Source organism: Dyella sp. EPa41 (assembly GCF_016586165.1).
Taxonomy (GTDB): domain Bacteria; phylum Pseudomonadota; class Gammaproteobacteria; order Xanthomonadales; family Rhodanobacteraceae; genus Dyella.
Genome location: NZ_BCPR01000029.1, coordinates 21,167 through 35,442, shown reverse-complemented (window position 1 = coordinate 35,442; position 14,276 = coordinate 21,167). Strand labels below are relative to the sequence as shown.

Genomic DNA, 14,276 nt, shown 5'->3' with positions numbered 1-14,276 from the left:
TCACGCGCGGTGCCCGCGTGCGTTCAGCAAGCGCCCGCGGCAAGGCCCTTCAACGGGTCGTCGACGCCTGCCGGGCCTTGGCCGCATCGATATCCGCCACTTCCGCCGTGCCGTCGAAACCACCGCCCAGCGCTTCGACCAGGCGAACCGAGATGTCGACCTGCTCGCTCTCCAGCGCAGCGAGACGCTGCTGTGCGGCCAGCAACTGCTGGCGGCTGGTGAGCGGCGTGAGCGGTCCCTTGAGGCCGCCCTTGTACGCGGTCATGGCATCGTCCCAGCTCTTCTGCGCGTCATCGACGGCGCGTTTTTCCAGCGTGATCTGCTGGCGCACCGAGGCCAACGCGGAAACCTGGTCGGAGACATCGTTCAGCGCACTGACCACCAGTCCGTTGTAGCGAGCCACCATCGCGTCGTATTCCGCGTCCGCCACGGCAAGACGCGCCCGGCGATGGCCGCCGTCGAAGATCGGCAGGCTCAGCGCAGGACCGAATGCGTACTGGCGCGCCGGCAGCTGCAGCACATTGGTGCTGCCGCCGACCGCGATGAAGCCGGCCAGGGCGCTGAGGCTGATATTGGGCAGGAACTCCGCCTTGGCCGCCTTGATGTCCTTGTTGGCCGCCTCGATCTCCCAGCGCGCCGCCACGAGGTCGGCGCGACGGCCGACCAGATCCACCGGCAGCTTGTCGGGCAACACCGCCGGACCGCGGTCCAGCATGTGCGGGCGCTCGATGGCGAGGCCACGATCCGGCCCCTGCCCCAGCAGTACCGAAAGGCTGCTGCGCGCGGCATCGATGGCGCGATCGGCCGCCACCTTCTGCTGCTCGGCGCTGGCCAGCTGCGAATCGGCCAGGTGCTCCTGCTGCGGTGTATCCAGGCCACCTGCCACGAGCTTGCGCGTGACATCGAGCGATTGGCTGGCGCGCTTCAGTTCGGCCTCGGCCACGTCCTGCTGCGCAAAGGCATAACCCAGCCGCACGTAGGCGCGAGCCACGTTCACCGATAATTCGATGCGCGCGGCATAGGCGTCGATCTGCGCGGCACGACCATGGCCAAGCGCAGCCTCCCACTCCGCCCGCTTGCCGCCCCACAGGTCCAGATCCCACGAGAACTCGCCAAGGATGGACTTGCTCCACGCGAACGTGCCCAGCACGTACGGCGGATAGATCGGGTTTTTCTTGGACAGGTACGCGCCGGTGATCGAGGCATCGAGCTTGGCCTGCGGCATGCGCCCCGCGTTGGCATTGTCGGCCACCGCCTGCGCCTGCCGGGCGCGCGCCTGCGCCTGCTCCAGGCTTGGATTGGTCTTGAGCGCTTCTTCGATCAGCGACGAGAGTTGCGGGTCTCCATAGGCAACCCACCAGTCCTGCGACGGCCATGCCGTAGGGCTGAGCTGCACCTCGGCCAGGCTGCGCTCGGCGGCCAGCTTGCCGGCACCGGTCATGGTGCCGGTGGTATGCAGGCCGCGACTGGTGACGCAGCCCGTCATGGCGAGACAGAGCGCAATGGCGGCGGGAAGTGCGAAGGAACGCATGGCGAAGATCATCCTGAAGCGGTGGGTGCCGCGAAGCGCCTGTCACGGCGCGATGGCGGTCCGTGTGCGGAGGGCCCGGCAAGGCCAGGCCCGGCCCGGCCGGCGGCATATGCACATGCAGCAAATTATATCGTCGCGACAACGCCATCGCATCGCCACCCGGGCCTGCGAAGCGGGAAAACGCCTACTACCATGGTCCAATGGCCATCGGGATGGGCGCCACGGCGTCGCTTGGCGCATGCGTCCGTCCCGGCCAACTTCAAACACGCGCAGCCATCCACCAGGAAACCCAGACCATGTCACGCGTTTCGTCCGCCACCATCGTGTCCACCGACAGCAACTACCTGCATCACATTCAGGCTGGTCATTACGCCATGAATACGGATGAACCACTCAAGCTCGGTGGCCAGGGTGCTGCACCCGCGCCTTTCGACTATTACCTCGCGTCGCTTGCCGCGTGCACCGCGATCACGTTGCGCATGTACGCGCAGCGCAAGGGGTGGGACCTGGGAGAGTTTCGTGCGGAACTGGACATGCAGCGAGACGATGACGGCACGCTGCACGTACGCCGCACGCTTCACGCCAGCGGCGCCTTGAGCGACGAGCAATGGCAGCGCCTGCTCGAGATCGTGGCCAACACGCCGGTCACCAAGGCCATGCGTGAAGGCGTCGATATCACCAGCGTGAGAGGCCATGCCAACGCAACGGATTGATCCCGAAGGAACGTTGGCAATGTGATCGACTGCACAAGCACAGCCACGCATGGCGTGATGACACTGCTGCGGTACGTAGTTTCACCGTAACGTCACTCTTGGGCATGGCAAAGTGCGCTGTGGAAAGTTCTGTGTGCCGCCCTGGCGATCGCAAGATGTGACGAAATCCGCTTTGGCATCATGCGCCGTCGGTTGAGCACGGCGGCGCGAGGGGCAGCGCTCCAATGCAAGACCGGCTTCGGCACAGGCCCGGCCGATCACAAGACCGACGGTCCATCGAACCGGCGGACAGCGGTAGACATGGGAGGAAGTCATGGGGGAATCGAGTGTGCCGCGGGAGTGGGGTCGCCATCTGGCGGTCTGCGCAGGATATGCACTCAGTTACGTGCTGCTCCGCGACATCTCCGTTTCGCACTGGAATCTTCCCGCCGGGTTGCGTGTTGCCTGCCTGCTCTTGCTCCCTTATCGCTACTGGCCGGCACTGTTCATCGGCGAGTTGCTGCCGGTGGGATATCACGCCTGGGATTGCCGCGGCCAGTTCGGCTCGCACTGGGCCGCCCTCGCCGCCATTCCGCCGATCCTCCCGCTATCGGTCGCCGTTGCGTGGGCGAAGCGTCATGCGCGCCTGATGCTGGGCACTCGCCAGGTCAACATGGCGATGCTGCTGGGCGTCATACTCGCCGGCGCGATACTGACGACCCTGGGCAATGCGCTTACGCTCGCCGCCACGCAACTGCCGTCGGGTGATACCCCGCCAACCATCACCAGCCAGATCCTCTTCGGCTACTTCCTCGGCAACTATCTCGGGGCCATCGCCATCGTGCCCAGCATCCTCGCGATGCGGCTCGCGCTCTCGCGAGGCGCGCGCCTCACGCAAAGCGCCTCGCGTTGGTATGGCCATCTCACCCGCGATTGCCTGATCGGCGTGCTGCTTCCGCTGTTCGTGCTGGTCGGCCTGGTATTCAGCAGCCAGGGCGACAGCATGCAGGTGTTCCGTATCGCCATGTTCCTGCCCGTGGCATGGCTCACGTCGCGCTACGGCTGGCAGGGCGCCGCGATCGGCGGCACGCTCGCCGGTTTCGCCGTGACGATGACCTCGACCATGGTGCGCGACCCCGGCGTGATCCAGGCGCAGGCCTTGATCGCGTTTGCCGTCACCACCCTGCTGCTGCTCGGGTCGCGCATCGCGCACCAGACGCATGCCACCCACGAAGAGCGGCTCGACACCTTGCGCGGCTTCCAGCTCGCCCAGCAAGGCCTGTACCTGGAAGAACTGCGCATGCGCCAGGCGGCCGATGCACTGGAGCACATCGGCCAGAGCATCCGCGAGAACCACAATCGCCTGCTCGATCGCCTGCGGCACGTGCTGCCGGCCAACGAAGAGCACATCTACTCCCGCCACGTGGTGCTTGCGCAGCATGAGATGCATCGGCTGGCCAATGCGCTGCATCCGCGCGGCTGGCGCGAGCGTGGCGTGCCGGCCACCCTGCGTGAAGGCCCGTTTGCCCAGGCCATCCACCTGACCGGCGCCACCTACCAGTGCGACCTGTCGGGGCGCGGCCTGAGCCAACTGGCCCCCGATGTACACCTCACGCTGTATCGCCTTGCCTGCGAAGTGCTGGTCTACGTGCTTTCGCGCGCGCCGATGCAGCACGTGCACCTGCAGCTTCGCGGTGGCTACACCAGCGGCAGGCGATGGGTGGTCATGCGCCTCGTGGGTCATTTGGCGGCCCCCGTCGACACCGGCGATGGCAACCCATCGAGACCCGGGAACGACTCATGGAAGCAGGCCATGACCCTGCTCGGGGCCAGCGGGCTTGGCATGAACACGATCCGCGATCGCGCCCATATCTATGGTGGCGTGGTCCACGTGCGCGAGTCGCAGCGCGGACTCGGCATAACGCTGTTGCTGCACGATTCGTTGCGCTCGATGCCGATCCACCAGGGCGCCTCCGCCTGAAGGCGCCCTGGCGCGGCTACGGCGGCGTCACTGCCCGCGGGAACTGCACTCGATCGGATCCTTGCAATCGCCATCGGCGGCGTAGACACGCGCCGTGCCGTCCGGCTGCGGCGACACCAGCACCGTGGTGGTCGCGTCCCGATAGACGATTTCGCCCGCCTGCGTGGTCGCCGCCAATGGTTCCTGCGGCGTCGCCAGCCGCTGGGCATCCACGCCCACCGGCAACGCAAGGAAACTTCCGTTCGACCTGGCGAAGGCTGCGCGCACCTTTCCGCCCAGATCGTTGATCTGCACATAGCGGATGCCGTCGCGCTCGAAAACGTAGACATGCCAACGCGGACTCGCACTGACGTCGATGGCATTGGGCCACGCCTGGCCCAGCCCGCTGGTGGATGCGCCCTGCTGCGCCATGGCACTGGTCGACGCCAGCGCGAACAGCGCCAATCCTGCGGCGGCGAGACTTGCAAAACGACGGTTGCGTGCATGCTGCATGTGTATTCCCTCCTTAGCCAAATCGAGATTCCGAGACACGTTGGGCCGAACCAGAGCCGGGGCTTGCGGCAAGCCGTCGGCCGTCCCGGGACTGTGCCCTACCCGAAAGCACGCGCGTAAGCCCTCCGCGAACGCTGCACGTAGCCAACATTCAGATTCGCTACGCGCGACGCATGGGCACTCACAACACCTTCACGACATGGCGGCCATCGCGCCATGTGCTTCACATGATCGTCACGAGCGCGTGGCGTGATTCCGCATCGGCTTTTTTGCCGGCGACGGCTACGGGTCAACGTGACTGCCGACTTCGTGCCCGGGCTCGCTCCACTGTTCGAAGAACGGCAGCCGATGCTCCATGGTTATTTCCTGAAGCACACCGCGTGCGCGTGGAACACCCGGGACCCGACGCAGGAGTGGTATCTGCGGCGACTGCGCACCGGGTGAAGGCATGGCCGCACACGCAGGATGCATGGTCGCTTGCGAACCGCGCAGTCGGCCATCAGCTCATCGCGGACCTCGACGCCGGGCAACTGGCCAGCGTGCATCGCGATGGCTCGGATCTTGTCGACCATCACCGACATCGGACGAAGCACGGCGTGGTCGCCGAACGACATCCGTTTCAGGCGCGCCACGGTGGCGGAGGTGGCGCGCCAGTTCAACGCCTGCAGCGGCCTGGCGTTGCGCATCGATGATGCATCCATTGCCGCGCGGCTTGGTCCGCAAGGCGCCAGCCGGGATGCACCGCCAACACAGTCGAGCCGGCCCGCCGCGCCGCGTTGAATCACGCGGAGTCGACGTGCTCCTGCTTCATGATGGTGATGCAGTAGGCATGTCGAGGCCTTCGCACGACATGCCGACATCACCGCCCGGCACCGCACGATGAATACCGCATCGCTTCCAGCCACCATGATCGAGGTCGCCATTGCCGGACATGGTGGCCCGGAAGTGCTGCAGCCACGCACGGTGCCGCTGCCCACGCCGGCACCGGGTGAACTTCTGCTGCGCGTGATGGCGGCAGGCGTCAATCGGCCCGATGTCCTGCAACGCGCAGGACACTATCCGCCACCGCCTGGCGCCAATCCGGTGCCCGGGCTGGAAGTGGCCGGCACCGTGGTTGCGCTCGGCGAAGGCGTTTCCAGCGCCATCGTTGGCGACACGGTCTGCGCGCTGACCAATGGCGGCGGCTATGCGCAGTACTGCGTGGTTCCCGCCGGACAAGCGCTGCCTGTTCCTCGCGGCCTGTCCATGATCCAGGCGGCGGCGGTTCCGGAAACGTTCTTCACGGTATGGGCCAATCTGTTCGAGATCGGCCACGCGCGCCGCGGCGACATCGCGCTCATCCATGGCGGCACCAGCGGCATCGGCACCACCGCCCTGATGCTCTGCCGGGAGTTCGGCATCTGCGCGTTCGCCACGGCCGGCGGGGCCGAAAAGTGCGCGGTGATCCGCGAACTGGGCGGCGAACCCATCAATTACCGCCAGGAGGCATTCGCCGAAGTGGTGCTGGCGAAGACCGAGCATCACGGCGCCGACATCATCCTGGACATCATGGGCGCCAGCTATTTCGACGACAACCTCGCGACGCTGGCGCGCGATGGCCGCTTGCTGCTGATCGGCTTCCTGGGCGGCCCGGTCGCCGAGCGCGTCAACCTGCAGAAGATCGCCGTGAAACGCGCCATCGTGACCGGCTCCACCCTGCGCACCCGGACCACGCAGGAAAAAGCCTCCATCGCGGAGGCTCTACGCAAACATGTCTGGCCTGTGCTAGCCGAAGGGCGCTGCCTGCCCGTCATCCACGCCATCTATCCGCTGGAGCGCGCGGCGGACGCGCATCGCGAGCTGGAATCGCGCCAGCACATCGGAAAGATCGTGCTGGAAGTGGCCTAGTAGGCGCCCGCTTCCAACGTGGCCATCGACGGGAATGGCGTGCAACCCCGCGTAGCCTCGGTGAGTTCTTCCATCTGACGACGTGCTTCGCGGATCTGCAACTCCCCGGCGGGATGCCGGCGCAGCTGGGCGCACAGCAGTTCGATCTCCTGTTGCAGCAAGGCATTCTGCTCGAGCAGTTCATCGCACGCTCGGGAGAGGAGGTCGTTTTCGCGGTCCTGTTCCATACACGCACCGCATGGTCGCCAGAGGGGATATTTAAGCTGCCTGCGCGGCCGTTAAGCGACCGTGACCCTTTGGATAAGGCTTTCGCGCCTCATTCATGGGCTCTGGGTGTAGGCTCGGACGCATGGCCAAATCACGCGCGGAACTCGACGAGATGCTCGACGCGCTGGACAGCTTCGTGCCCGGCCTGGAGAGCAGCAAGCCGCATGCCGCCGACTTCTGGGACGCCTTCAACAAGCTGGCCCAGGCGATCCAGGAAAACGCCGGGCCGGACGATCACGGATGGGTCTGCGAACGGCTGGACGCCATCCAGGTGAAGCACCACTTGGTACCCCCGGCCGACCAGATCTGATCGCCGGTTCATTGCGGCGCAGCATGGATCCGCGGCGGGCGACGCGGGCCCGGTCCTGCCGTCAGTGGCACACCAGCACGGGCACGTCGCAGCTGATCATCACCTTGTGCGTCACGCTGCCCAGCAATACCCGCTCGAACCCGTGGTGCCCGCGCGACGCCATCACGATCAGGTCGCAGTGATGCTTGGCCGCCGCGGCAACGATCGCAACGTAGGGGCGCAGGTCGAACACGAATTCCGTTTCGCACGGCACGCCGGCCGCGGCAGCGCGCCGGCAGATGTCGTCCAGGCAGCTCTTGGCGCGATCCTTGGCGAGATCCGTGTAGGAATCGCGTGACTGGATCAATTCGGCCACGTAGGAAATGGCCGGCAACGGAGGCACCACATGGATGCCGTACACCTTTGCCTGCAGCCGCTTCGCCAGCTCAATGCCCGTATCCACCGCCTTGAGGGCGCGTTCGGACCCATCGACGGGTAAAAGGATGCTCTGGTACATGGCCTTACCCCCTTCCTTGGTTCCCAGTGTAATCAGCGATTGTTTGCGCGGCGTGCAGGGCTGGCGGGCGATCATGCGGGAATCGTGCGGCAGATTGACGCCAGGCCGCTCCGCCGACTTGCCACCGGTCTACGCTGACAACAGGCATCGTCACAACCGGCGTTGCGTAGGGTATAAGCGACGTCAGATGTCACCCCTTTTGCCGCTTGCGCGGCTTGCAGCGAGGCATCCATGTTCAAGCACATCCTTATCCCGATCGACGGTTCCGAGCTCTCCAGGCGCGCGGCGGCGAAAGGCATCGAGCTGGCCAAATTGTGCCAGGGCAAAATCACCGTCCTGCACGTCATTCCGCCGTTCCAGACCATTGCCTACATGGGCGCCCTGCTCGCCGCCACCGAGTTCGCCTATAACGAACAGGCCAAGACCGATGGAGAGCAGTACCTGGCGGAGATCCGCGCGATGGCCGAAGCCGCGGGCGTTGCGTTCGAGGGCGAGGCCGGCTTTGGCGAACAACCCAACGAAACCATTCTCGCCGTGGCGAAGGCCAGGCAATGCGACCTGATCGTGATGGGTTCGCATGGCCGCCGCGGCATGACTCGCCTGCTGCTGGGCAGCGAAACGCAAAAGGTCCTGCTGGGCAGCAACATCCCGGTGCTGGTGTGCAACTGATTGCCCCGGGCGGGATGTACCGGCAGCCCCAGTCATCATCGCCGGGACAGGGAAGCCGCCCCGGCGGGTCCAGACCCTCAAGGAGGTTTTATGTCAGCCGTCACTCAAACCACCCACGCCGGCCCGCCTTCGCGACATGACATGCCAGGCCAGGTCGATCCGGGCATGGAGCACCACGAGACCCTGGCCGACGGTACGGCCGTGCTGATCCGCTCGCTGCGCGCGGACGATCGCCAGCTGGAAACCGACTTCATCCGCCAGCTTTCGCCCCATTCGCGCCGCCAGCGCTTCCTGTGCGACTTCAAGCAGCCCAGCGACGCGTTGATCGACCAGATGATGGATGTCGACCATGACCGGCGCGAGGCGCTTATCGCCGTGGCGCTGGTCGAAGGCACGCCCAGGGAAGTCGGCGTGGCTCGCTATTGCGCCACCGGGGATGACGACACCTGCGAATGCGCGGTCACCGTCGCCGATGCGTGGCAACATTGCGGCCTGGGCACCCTGTTGATGCGACGCCTGATGGACGGAGCGCGTTCGCACGGTTTCGGGCGGATGATCTCCATCGATGCGGCGAACAACCATGCCATGGGCGGATTGGCACGGTCACTGGGCTTCCAGCGCCGGCTCGACCCGGACGACCCGTCGCAGGTCATCCACAGCATCGACCTCCCGGCCTGGCCATCATGAACATGCCTTCCACCCCACCCCTCGGCGCACCAACGGACGTGCTGGCCCTGGTGACCGCCACGTCCCCATGGAGCCCCGCCGCCATCGCCGGCGCGTCACTCGCCGCCGCCTTCGATGCCCGGCTGACAGGCTGCTATATCGATCCCGGCCTGCGCATGCTGCATGGCGGGGAGCCGGATCCGTCGGTGTTGGCGTTGTTGATCGACCCGCCGCACGAGCAGCCCGAAGACCGCGTGGCGTTCGTCACCATGGCGAGGGAATCGGGCGTGCACCGCGCCTCGTGGATGGTGACCCGTGCCGGCATCGCGCAGACGACACGACAACTCGGGGCCTGGCACGACCTGATCGTGATCGAGCGCGACATGGTCGACGAAACCATCGCCTTCGACGTGCTCGGCGAAGCCCTGCTCACCTGCCGCACGCCTTGCCTGCTGCTTCCTCCGTCCTGGCATGGCCCGGTGCGAGCCGAGCGCGTGGCGCTGGCATGGAACGGCAGCATCGAATCGGTTCGTGCCATCCATGCCGCCCTGCCGTTCGCGCGCAACGCGAACGAGGTGCTGCTGCTCGATGGCGAAGCGCCTGCGTATGACGACGACCAGCAACGCGCGCCTCGCTTCGATCCCGCCAGCTACCTTGCCAACCACGACATCAAGACACGCGTGCGGCGCGTGCATGCCACGTCCGCCGAAGCCGGTGCCGCATTGCTGCGGGAAATCGAAGGGGCCAGGTCGGACCTGCTGGTCATGGGCGCGTATGGCCATTCGCGCGTGCGCGAGCGAGTGCTCGGGGGCGCCACGAGGCATATCCTGCAGCACGTCAACGTACCGATCCTGATGCAGCATTGACCGGCAACATGCGGCGGCGTCAAGCACCGATGAACAACCCGCGCCATCCCTATTCCACCAGGAACACGACGCATGCATCCGGCCATGTTCTACAGCTGCCACGGCGCCGCCAAACAGGTCACGGGCTCGTGCCACCTGGTGCGTTGCGGTGACGTCCAGGTATTGATCGACTGCGGCATGTTCCAGGGCTCCCGCGAAGAGGAGCAGGCGAACGCCGCCCCCTTCGGTTTCGATCCCCGCCAGATCGATGCCTTGCTGCTCACCCATGCGCACCTGGACCATGCCGGGCGCATTCCCCGCCTGGTACGCGAAGGATTCCGCGGCCGCATCCTTGCCACTTCCGCCACCCGCGACCTGGCGCGTATCGTCCTACTGGACGCCGCACGCCTGCAGGAAGAGGATGCCGCGCGGGCCGAACGCAGCAGTCGGCGGCGCGATGAACCTGTCCAACCGCCACTCTTCACGCTGGACGACGCCTTCAACGCGCTCGAGCGCTTTTCGGATCCGGTGGGCTATGGCGAAACCGTTACGGTCGCAGCAGGCGTCCAGGCCACGTTCCTTGATGCCGGCCACATCCTTGGTTCGGCCAGCATCCTCTTGAACCTCGAGAACGGCGGCCAGACGCGCAGCATCCTGTTTTCCGGCGACCTGGGCAGCCCCGGCCGTCCCATCCTGCGCGACCCCGTACCGGCCCCGCCCGCCGATTTCGTGGTGATGGAAAGCACCTACGGTGACCGCGATCACCGCGCCCTGCCCGACTCCGTGGACGAACTCTACGAAGCGGTGAATTCCACGCTGACTCGTGGCGGCAACGTCGTCATCCCCACCTTCGCGCTGGAACGTGCGCAGGAGGTGCTGTACTACCTGCACCAGGGCATGCGCCGGCAACGCATTCCACCGCGCGCACCCGTCTTCCTGGATTCGCCGATGGCGATCTCCGCCACGGAAATCTTCCGCCGCCATCCGGAGTGCTTCGACGACGAGTTCATGACCGTGCTGCGCAGCGAAGATCCGTTTGCGATGCCGAATCTTCGTTTCTCGCATGACAGCACCGACTCAATGGCGATCAATCGCATCGAAGGCGGCGCGATCATCATGGCCGGCTCCGGCATGTGCAATGGCGGACGCATCCGCCACCACCTGCGCCACAACCTGTGGCGTGAAAAGAGCAGCATCGTCTTCGTCGGCTACGCCGCGGAAGGAACGCTCGCGCGGCGCATCGTCAACGGCGCGCGGCGCGTGCAGATCTTCGGCGAGGACATTGCCGTCAACGCGAAGATCTGGACCATCAACGGGTTTTCCGCACACGCCGGCCGTGACGAGCTGGTGGGGTGGCTGGGCCAGCACCCTCGCCGCGGCGTATTCCTCGTCCATGGCGAATACGAGCGCGGCATGCAGGCATTGGAAACCTGCCTCGCCGGAAAGGGCTTCCCGGTACGCCTGCCCGGCAAACACGAGCCCATCCTGCTCGACTGACACCCGGCCGCGCCGATGCGAGGGCACGCCCGGTGCGTGGCCACCACGCGGCCACGCACCGGGCAGGCATGCAGCTCAAAGACTCAACTTCAGATCGGCCACATACGTCCGCTGCGGAAACGGGTGGTACAGGAAGTATTTCTCGTTGGTGAAGTTGTCCACGCCGAACGAAGCCGCCAGATGGCCGTTGACCTGGTAGTGCGCACGCAGGTCGAATACCCGGAAACTGTCGAACGCACCGAACACGTGCGAGGTGTTGTCCGTGTTGTCGAGCGTGGAGTACTGCTTGCCGCTGTAGCGCCCGGCCAGGGTGAACGCCCAGGCCTCATCGGGCCGGTAGGTTGCCACCACCGTGGTGCGCCAACGCGGCACGTACGGTGCGTGCTTGCCCTGCGAGGTCGTGCCCGCGCTGCTGACGAAGCTGTCGTTGGACAGGATGGTGGAGTCGACGAAGGTGATGCTGCCGGACAGATCCAGCCCGCGCACAAGCACGTTGTCCTTCTGCGCCACCAGCTCCACGCCACGATTGCGCAGCTCGCCCACGTTCATCACGTAGGTCACCGGCACGGCCACGTTCGGCAGCGTCGATGTCTGCGAGATCAACGCCTTCCGCGTGTTCTCCTGGAACAGCGACAGCCGCAGCAGGCCCTGGTCGATGCCATGCTCGATCGCGAGCTCGCCGCTGCGCATGGTTTCCGGCTTCAGGTCGGGGTTGGGCACGCTGTAGGTCGACCCCGTGGATACCAATTGATACAGCTCGCCCACGGTTGGAAAACGCACCGCCCTGGCCAGCGAACCCGTCACGCGCCACCCCGGGTTCACGCTCCATTGCAGGGTGGCCTTCGGCGAGAACGCGTCGGCCTTCTCCACCGGCTGGTTCACGGCGGTCTTGCCGCTGTCGTTGTAGCCGTCGCTGGCCTTCCACCATTCGTAGCGCCCGCCGAGCGTCAGCAGCCACGAGGGAGAAAGCTGCCATGCATCCTGTATCCAGAGCGCCTCGGTCCGGGTCTTGCCTCGACCCGCCGAGTACAGCGTGGTGGTGCTGGAAGGATCCTGCCAGTCGGCAAGATTGCTGGTCGGGTTGTTGAGCTCGTAGCGATCGCCGTGCACACCCACGGATACCTCATGCGCGCCGCCGTAACCCTGCGGGCGCCAGAAGCCGGTGGCGTCGACCGTCGTCCATTGCGTGCCGCCATAGCTTGCCAGCCTGCCGTTGCCGGTGACATCCGTGCCGGCGGTGACGCCGGCCGGCGACCACTGGTTGTCCTTCAGGAAGTCGTAGTGGGTGATGACGAACGAGCCGTCGTAGCTACCCCTGGTGTCGGACTTGAACGACAGCGCCTGCATCAGGTGATGCGCGCTCAGGTGATAGGTGTTGCTCGCGAAGCCGGCCATCCTGCCGTGGGTCGTTTCGCCCGCCGCATTGGCCAGATAGCTGTCCACGTCCGACTGGCCATGATGGCTCCAGTAGCCGACCAGGTAGGTCGCGCGCCACTGCGGGGTGATGTCGTAGATGAGCTTGCCGTTGAGATCGAGCATGCGCGTGTGCAGCAGCCCGCCCGCGCCGTACACGTTCGCCGCCTGCCCCTGCTTGTTCAGCGCGGGGATGGTGCCGCTGGTGCCCGCCGGCGTGGAAGGTCCCGTGATGAGGGACAGCGGCTGGCTGAAGCTGTTGGCGGCATTGGCTCCGAAGAACCAGCCGAGATCGCCTTGGCGGCCGCCCGCGGTGAGCGTGGTCTGGCTGGTGCTGTAGTTGCCGTGCGTGCCGTAGAGATCGAACGACTGCACCGCCTCGGTCTGTTTTACGGTGACCTCGGTCTTTTCCGGCATGCGGGTGACGATGCGCATCACGCCGCCCATCGAGTTGCCCGCGTACGCCGCCGAAAAAGGCCCGTACAGCATGTCGATATGATCGATGGCATCGGGTGACGTCATGCCCCAGCGCGGCGCGCCGATGGTGGTGTTGTTGGCGACCAGTGCCGAGATCGGGATGTCGTCGACATAGACCAGCGTGCGGGCGCTGGAATTCACGCCCCAGGTGCGCGTCGCCAGCACCGGCTGCGTATCGCCGTAGTTGCGCTTGCGGATGAAGATGCTGGGCAGGTACTTGGCCGCATCTTCCACGTCGACGGCGTTGATGGTGGCTTCCACCCGTTCGATCGGCACCGTGACCAGGCTCGCCGGGAAGCCGGGAGCGGCAAGCGTCGGCATGTCGGCGGTCACCCGGACCGCACCCAGGCTAGTCACCTGGCCGTCGACCGCGTCGGGAGTGTCTGCGCCGGGCCCACCCTGGGCCAGCGCCATGGAGGACGCGAGCACGCTCAGCGGCAAGCCGAGCAGCGCACTGCGCAAAAAAGAGGAACGCATGACAGGACATCCTTGGTTCACCGGCCTCGCCTCGCGTGGCCGGGATGACTGCAAGCCGTCATGGACGCACGGCAGCAAGCGGCGCGCTGCTTGCGCGGCGCCTGCCATCGTTCACGAACGGCCTTCCGATGCGGGACCGACCTTGCGCACTGGGCGCGTCATCCCGCGTTGGCGACAGGCAGTCAGGCCTGGGGCGGCCCGCGGGGACTCGCGCTCAGCAGCGGCAGCGGATGCCCATGCCAGGCGGCTTCATGGATCGGTGCGATGGCCGGCAGCATGGCGGCCGCCGGCGCGGCCGTGGCAAGTCCCGTCAGCGCCGGGCTATGACCGAGCAGCGCGCAGTATCCGCATTCATCGGTATGCAGTACCGGTGCATCCGGGGCCCCAGGGTGGTGCTGCTCGAGCCCATGCCCCGTGCACCAGGCACCAAGCTCCGGCCAGGCGCCGGTGGCAGCCAGCGAACGGGATACCGTAGGTGCAGCCACCAGCAGCCACACGGCGGCGATTGCCAGCCATGCGACCCATCGATGTGCCGTCCTTCTACGAATCACCGCGTCCCCGACCGAACAAGCCTTG

General features: G+C 66.0%; 15 protein-coding genes. 8 read left to right on the top strand and 7 right to left on the bottom strand.

Features of this window, described 5'->3' with window-relative positions:
* Positions 1-49 precede the first annotated feature (49 nt).
* The gene (locus JMF82_RS11245; protein WP_201314667.1) at positions 50-1,531 is read right to left on the bottom strand and encodes an efflux transporter outer membrane subunit; all 1,482 of its coding nucleotides are present in this window, start codon (positions 1,529-1,531) and stop codon (positions 50-52) included.
* Between the two features lie 296 nt (positions 1,532-1,827).
* Here JMF82_RS11245 and JMF82_RS11240 point away from each other — a divergent pair, with 296 nt between their 5' ends.
* Both JMF82_RS11240 and JMF82_RS11235 read left to right on the top strand, forming a co-directional pair.
* Positions 1,828-2,244, top strand: a complete 417-nt coding sequence (locus tag JMF82_RS11240) for an OsmC family protein (RefSeq protein WP_201314666.1) — start codon at positions 1,828-1,830, stop codon at positions 2,242-2,244.
* Positions 2,245-2,557: 313 nt separating this feature from the next.
* The gene (locus tag JMF82_RS11235; protein WP_201314665.1) at positions 2,558-4,204 is read left to right on the top strand and encodes an MASE1 domain-containing protein; all 1,647 of its coding nucleotides are present in this window, start codon (positions 2,558-2,560) and stop codon (positions 4,202-4,204) included.
* A 27-nt stretch (positions 4,205-4,231) separates the two neighbouring features.
* Here the strand turns inward: JMF82_RS11235 and JMF82_RS11230 are convergent, their stop codons facing one another.
* Together JMF82_RS11230 and JMF82_RS11225 are read right to left on the bottom strand one after the other, a co-directional pair.
* On the bottom strand, positions 4,232-4,696 hold the full coding sequence (locus JMF82_RS11230; RefSeq protein ID WP_236585419.1) for a hypothetical protein: 465 nt from the start codon (positions 4,694-4,696) through the stop codon (positions 4,232-4,234).
* Between the two features lie 359 nt (positions 4,697-5,055).
* Positions 5,056-5,382, bottom strand: a complete 327-nt coding sequence (locus tag JMF82_RS11225; RefSeq protein WP_201314664.1) for a hypothetical protein — start codon at positions 5,380-5,382, stop codon at positions 5,056-5,058.
* A gap of 193 nt (positions 5,383-5,575) precedes the next feature.
* Between JMF82_RS11225 and JMF82_RS11220 the strand changes: the two genes are divergently transcribed.
* On the top strand, positions 5,576-6,583 hold the full coding sequence (locus tag JMF82_RS11220) for an NAD(P)H-quinone oxidoreductase (RefSeq protein WP_201314663.1): 1,008 nt from the start codon (positions 5,576-5,578) through the stop codon (positions 6,581-6,583).
* Here the strand turns inward: JMF82_RS11220 and JMF82_RS11215 are convergent.
* Positions 6,580-6,810 carry a hypothetical protein gene (locus JMF82_RS11215; protein WP_201314662.1) on the bottom strand — a complete coding sequence of 77 codons (231 nt, stop codon included), beginning with the start codon at positions 6,808-6,810 and terminating at the stop codon, positions 6,580-6,582. The two genes, JMF82_RS11220 and JMF82_RS11215, sit on opposite strands and share 4 nt — an antisense overlap.
* 122 nt (positions 6,811-6,932) lie before the next feature.
* Between JMF82_RS11215 and JMF82_RS11210 the strand changes: the two genes are divergently transcribed.
* Positions 6,933-7,160 carry a hypothetical protein gene (locus tag JMF82_RS11210; protein ID WP_201314661.1) on the top strand — a complete coding sequence of 76 codons (228 nt, stop codon included), beginning with the start codon at positions 6,933-6,935 and terminating at the stop codon, positions 7,158-7,160.
* Positions 7,161-7,221: 61 nt separating this feature from the next.
* Here JMF82_RS11210 and JMF82_RS11205 read toward each other — a convergent pair whose 3' ends face one another.
* Positions 7,222-7,656 carry a universal stress protein gene (locus JMF82_RS11205; protein WP_201314660.1) on the bottom strand — a complete coding sequence of 145 codons (435 nt, stop codon included), beginning with the start codon at positions 7,654-7,656 and terminating at the stop codon, positions 7,222-7,224.
* A gap of 231 nt (positions 7,657-7,887) precedes the next feature.
* On the opposite strand from JMF82_RS11205, the gene JMF82_RS11200 reads away from it, so the two are divergent.
* From JMF82_RS11200 to JMF82_RS11185, 4 genes are all read left to right on the top strand, one after another.
* Positions 7,888-8,325, top strand: coding sequence for a universal stress protein (locus tag JMF82_RS11200; RefSeq protein WP_201314659.1), 438 nt, complete (start codon positions 7,888-7,890; stop codon positions 8,323-8,325).
* A 90-nt stretch (positions 8,326-8,415) separates the two neighbouring features.
* Entirely contained in the window at positions 8,416-9,012 is a 597-nt protein-coding gene (locus tag JMF82_RS11195; protein WP_236585418.1) for a GNAT family N-acetyltransferase, read from the top strand.
* Complete coding sequence (locus JMF82_RS11190; protein WP_236585417.1) at positions 9,009-9,857, top strand: universal stress protein; 849 nt, start codon at positions 9,009-9,011, stop codon at positions 9,855-9,857. The genes JMF82_RS11195 and JMF82_RS11190 overlap by 4 nt, the downstream gene beginning before the upstream one ends.
* Before the next feature lie 72 nt (positions 9,858-9,929).
* Positions 9,930-11,333: an MBL fold metallo-hydrolase gene (locus tag JMF82_RS11185; protein ID WP_236585416.1), complete on the top strand. Its 1,404-nt coding sequence runs from the start codon at positions 9,930-9,932 to the stop codon at positions 11,331-11,333.
* A gap of 75 nt (positions 11,334-11,408) precedes the next feature.
* Here JMF82_RS11185 and JMF82_RS11180 read toward each other — a convergent pair whose 3' ends face one another.
* Positions 11,409-13,700 carry a TonB-dependent receptor gene (locus JMF82_RS11180; protein ID WP_201314658.1) on the bottom strand — a complete coding sequence of 764 codons (2,292 nt, stop codon included), beginning with the start codon at positions 13,698-13,700 and terminating at the stop codon, positions 11,409-11,411.
* A gap of 182 nt (positions 13,701-13,882) precedes the next feature.
* The gene (locus tag JMF82_RS11175) at positions 13,883-14,251 is read right to left on the bottom strand and encodes a DUF2946 domain-containing protein (protein ID WP_255560018.1); all 369 of its coding nucleotides are present in this window, start codon (positions 14,249-14,251) and stop codon (positions 13,883-13,885) included.
* Positions 14,252-14,276 lie beyond the last annotated feature (25 nt).

What these genes read in the sequence shown, in the direction of transcription:
- JMF82_RS11195 (WP_236585418.1), top strand. Translation starts at nt 8,416, where the DNA reads ATGTCAGCCGTCACTCAAACCACCCACGCCGGCCCGCCTTCGCGACAT.
- JMF82_RS11180 (WP_201314658.1), bottom strand. Translation starts at nt 13,700, where the DNA reads ATGCGTTCCTCTTTTTTGCGCAGTGCGCTGCTCGGCTTGCCGCTGAGC.
- JMF82_RS11220 (WP_201314663.1), top strand. Translation starts at nt 5,576, where the DNA reads ATGAATACCGCATCGCTTCCAGCCACCATGATCGAGGTCGCCATTGCC.
- JMF82_RS11230 (WP_236585419.1), bottom strand. Translation starts at nt 4,696, where the DNA reads ATGCAGCATGCACGCAACCGTCGTTTTGCAAGTCTCGCCGCCGCAGGA.
- JMF82_RS11235 (WP_201314665.1), top strand. Translation starts at nt 2,558, where the DNA reads ATGGGGGAATCGAGTGTGCCGCGGGAGTGGGGTCGCCATCTGGCGGTC.
- JMF82_RS11240 (WP_201314666.1), top strand. Translation starts at nt 1,828, where the DNA reads ATGTCACGCGTTTCGTCCGCCACCATCGTGTCCACCGACAGCAACTAC.
- JMF82_RS11205 (WP_201314660.1), bottom strand. Translation starts at nt 7,656, where the DNA reads ATGTACCAGAGCATCCTTTTACCCGTCGATGGGTCCGAACGCGCCCTC.
- JMF82_RS11210 (WP_201314661.1), top strand. Translation starts at nt 6,933, where the DNA reads ATGGCCAAATCACGCGCGGAACTCGACGAGATGCTCGACGCGCTGGAC.
- JMF82_RS11215 (WP_201314662.1), bottom strand. Translation starts at nt 6,810, where the DNA reads ATGGAACAGGACCGCGAAAACGACCTCCTCTCCCGAGCGTGCGATGAA.
- JMF82_RS11245 (WP_201314667.1), bottom strand. Translation starts at nt 1,531, where the DNA reads ATGCGTTCCTTCGCACTTCCCGCCGCCATTGCGCTCTGTCTCGCCATG.
- JMF82_RS11225 (WP_201314664.1), bottom strand. Translation starts at nt 5,382, where the DNA reads ATGCGCAACGCCAGGCCGCTGCAGGCGTTGAACTGGCGCGCCACCTCC.
- JMF82_RS11190 (WP_236585417.1), top strand. Translation starts at nt 9,009, where the DNA reads ATGAACATGCCTTCCACCCCACCCCTCGGCGCACCAACGGACGTGCTG.
- JMF82_RS11185 (WP_236585416.1), top strand. Translation starts at nt 9,930, where the DNA reads ATGCATCCGGCCATGTTCTACAGCTGCCACGGCGCCGCCAAACAGGTC.
- JMF82_RS11200 (WP_201314659.1), top strand. Translation starts at nt 7,888, where the DNA reads ATGTTCAAGCACATCCTTATCCCGATCGACGGTTCCGAGCTCTCCAGG.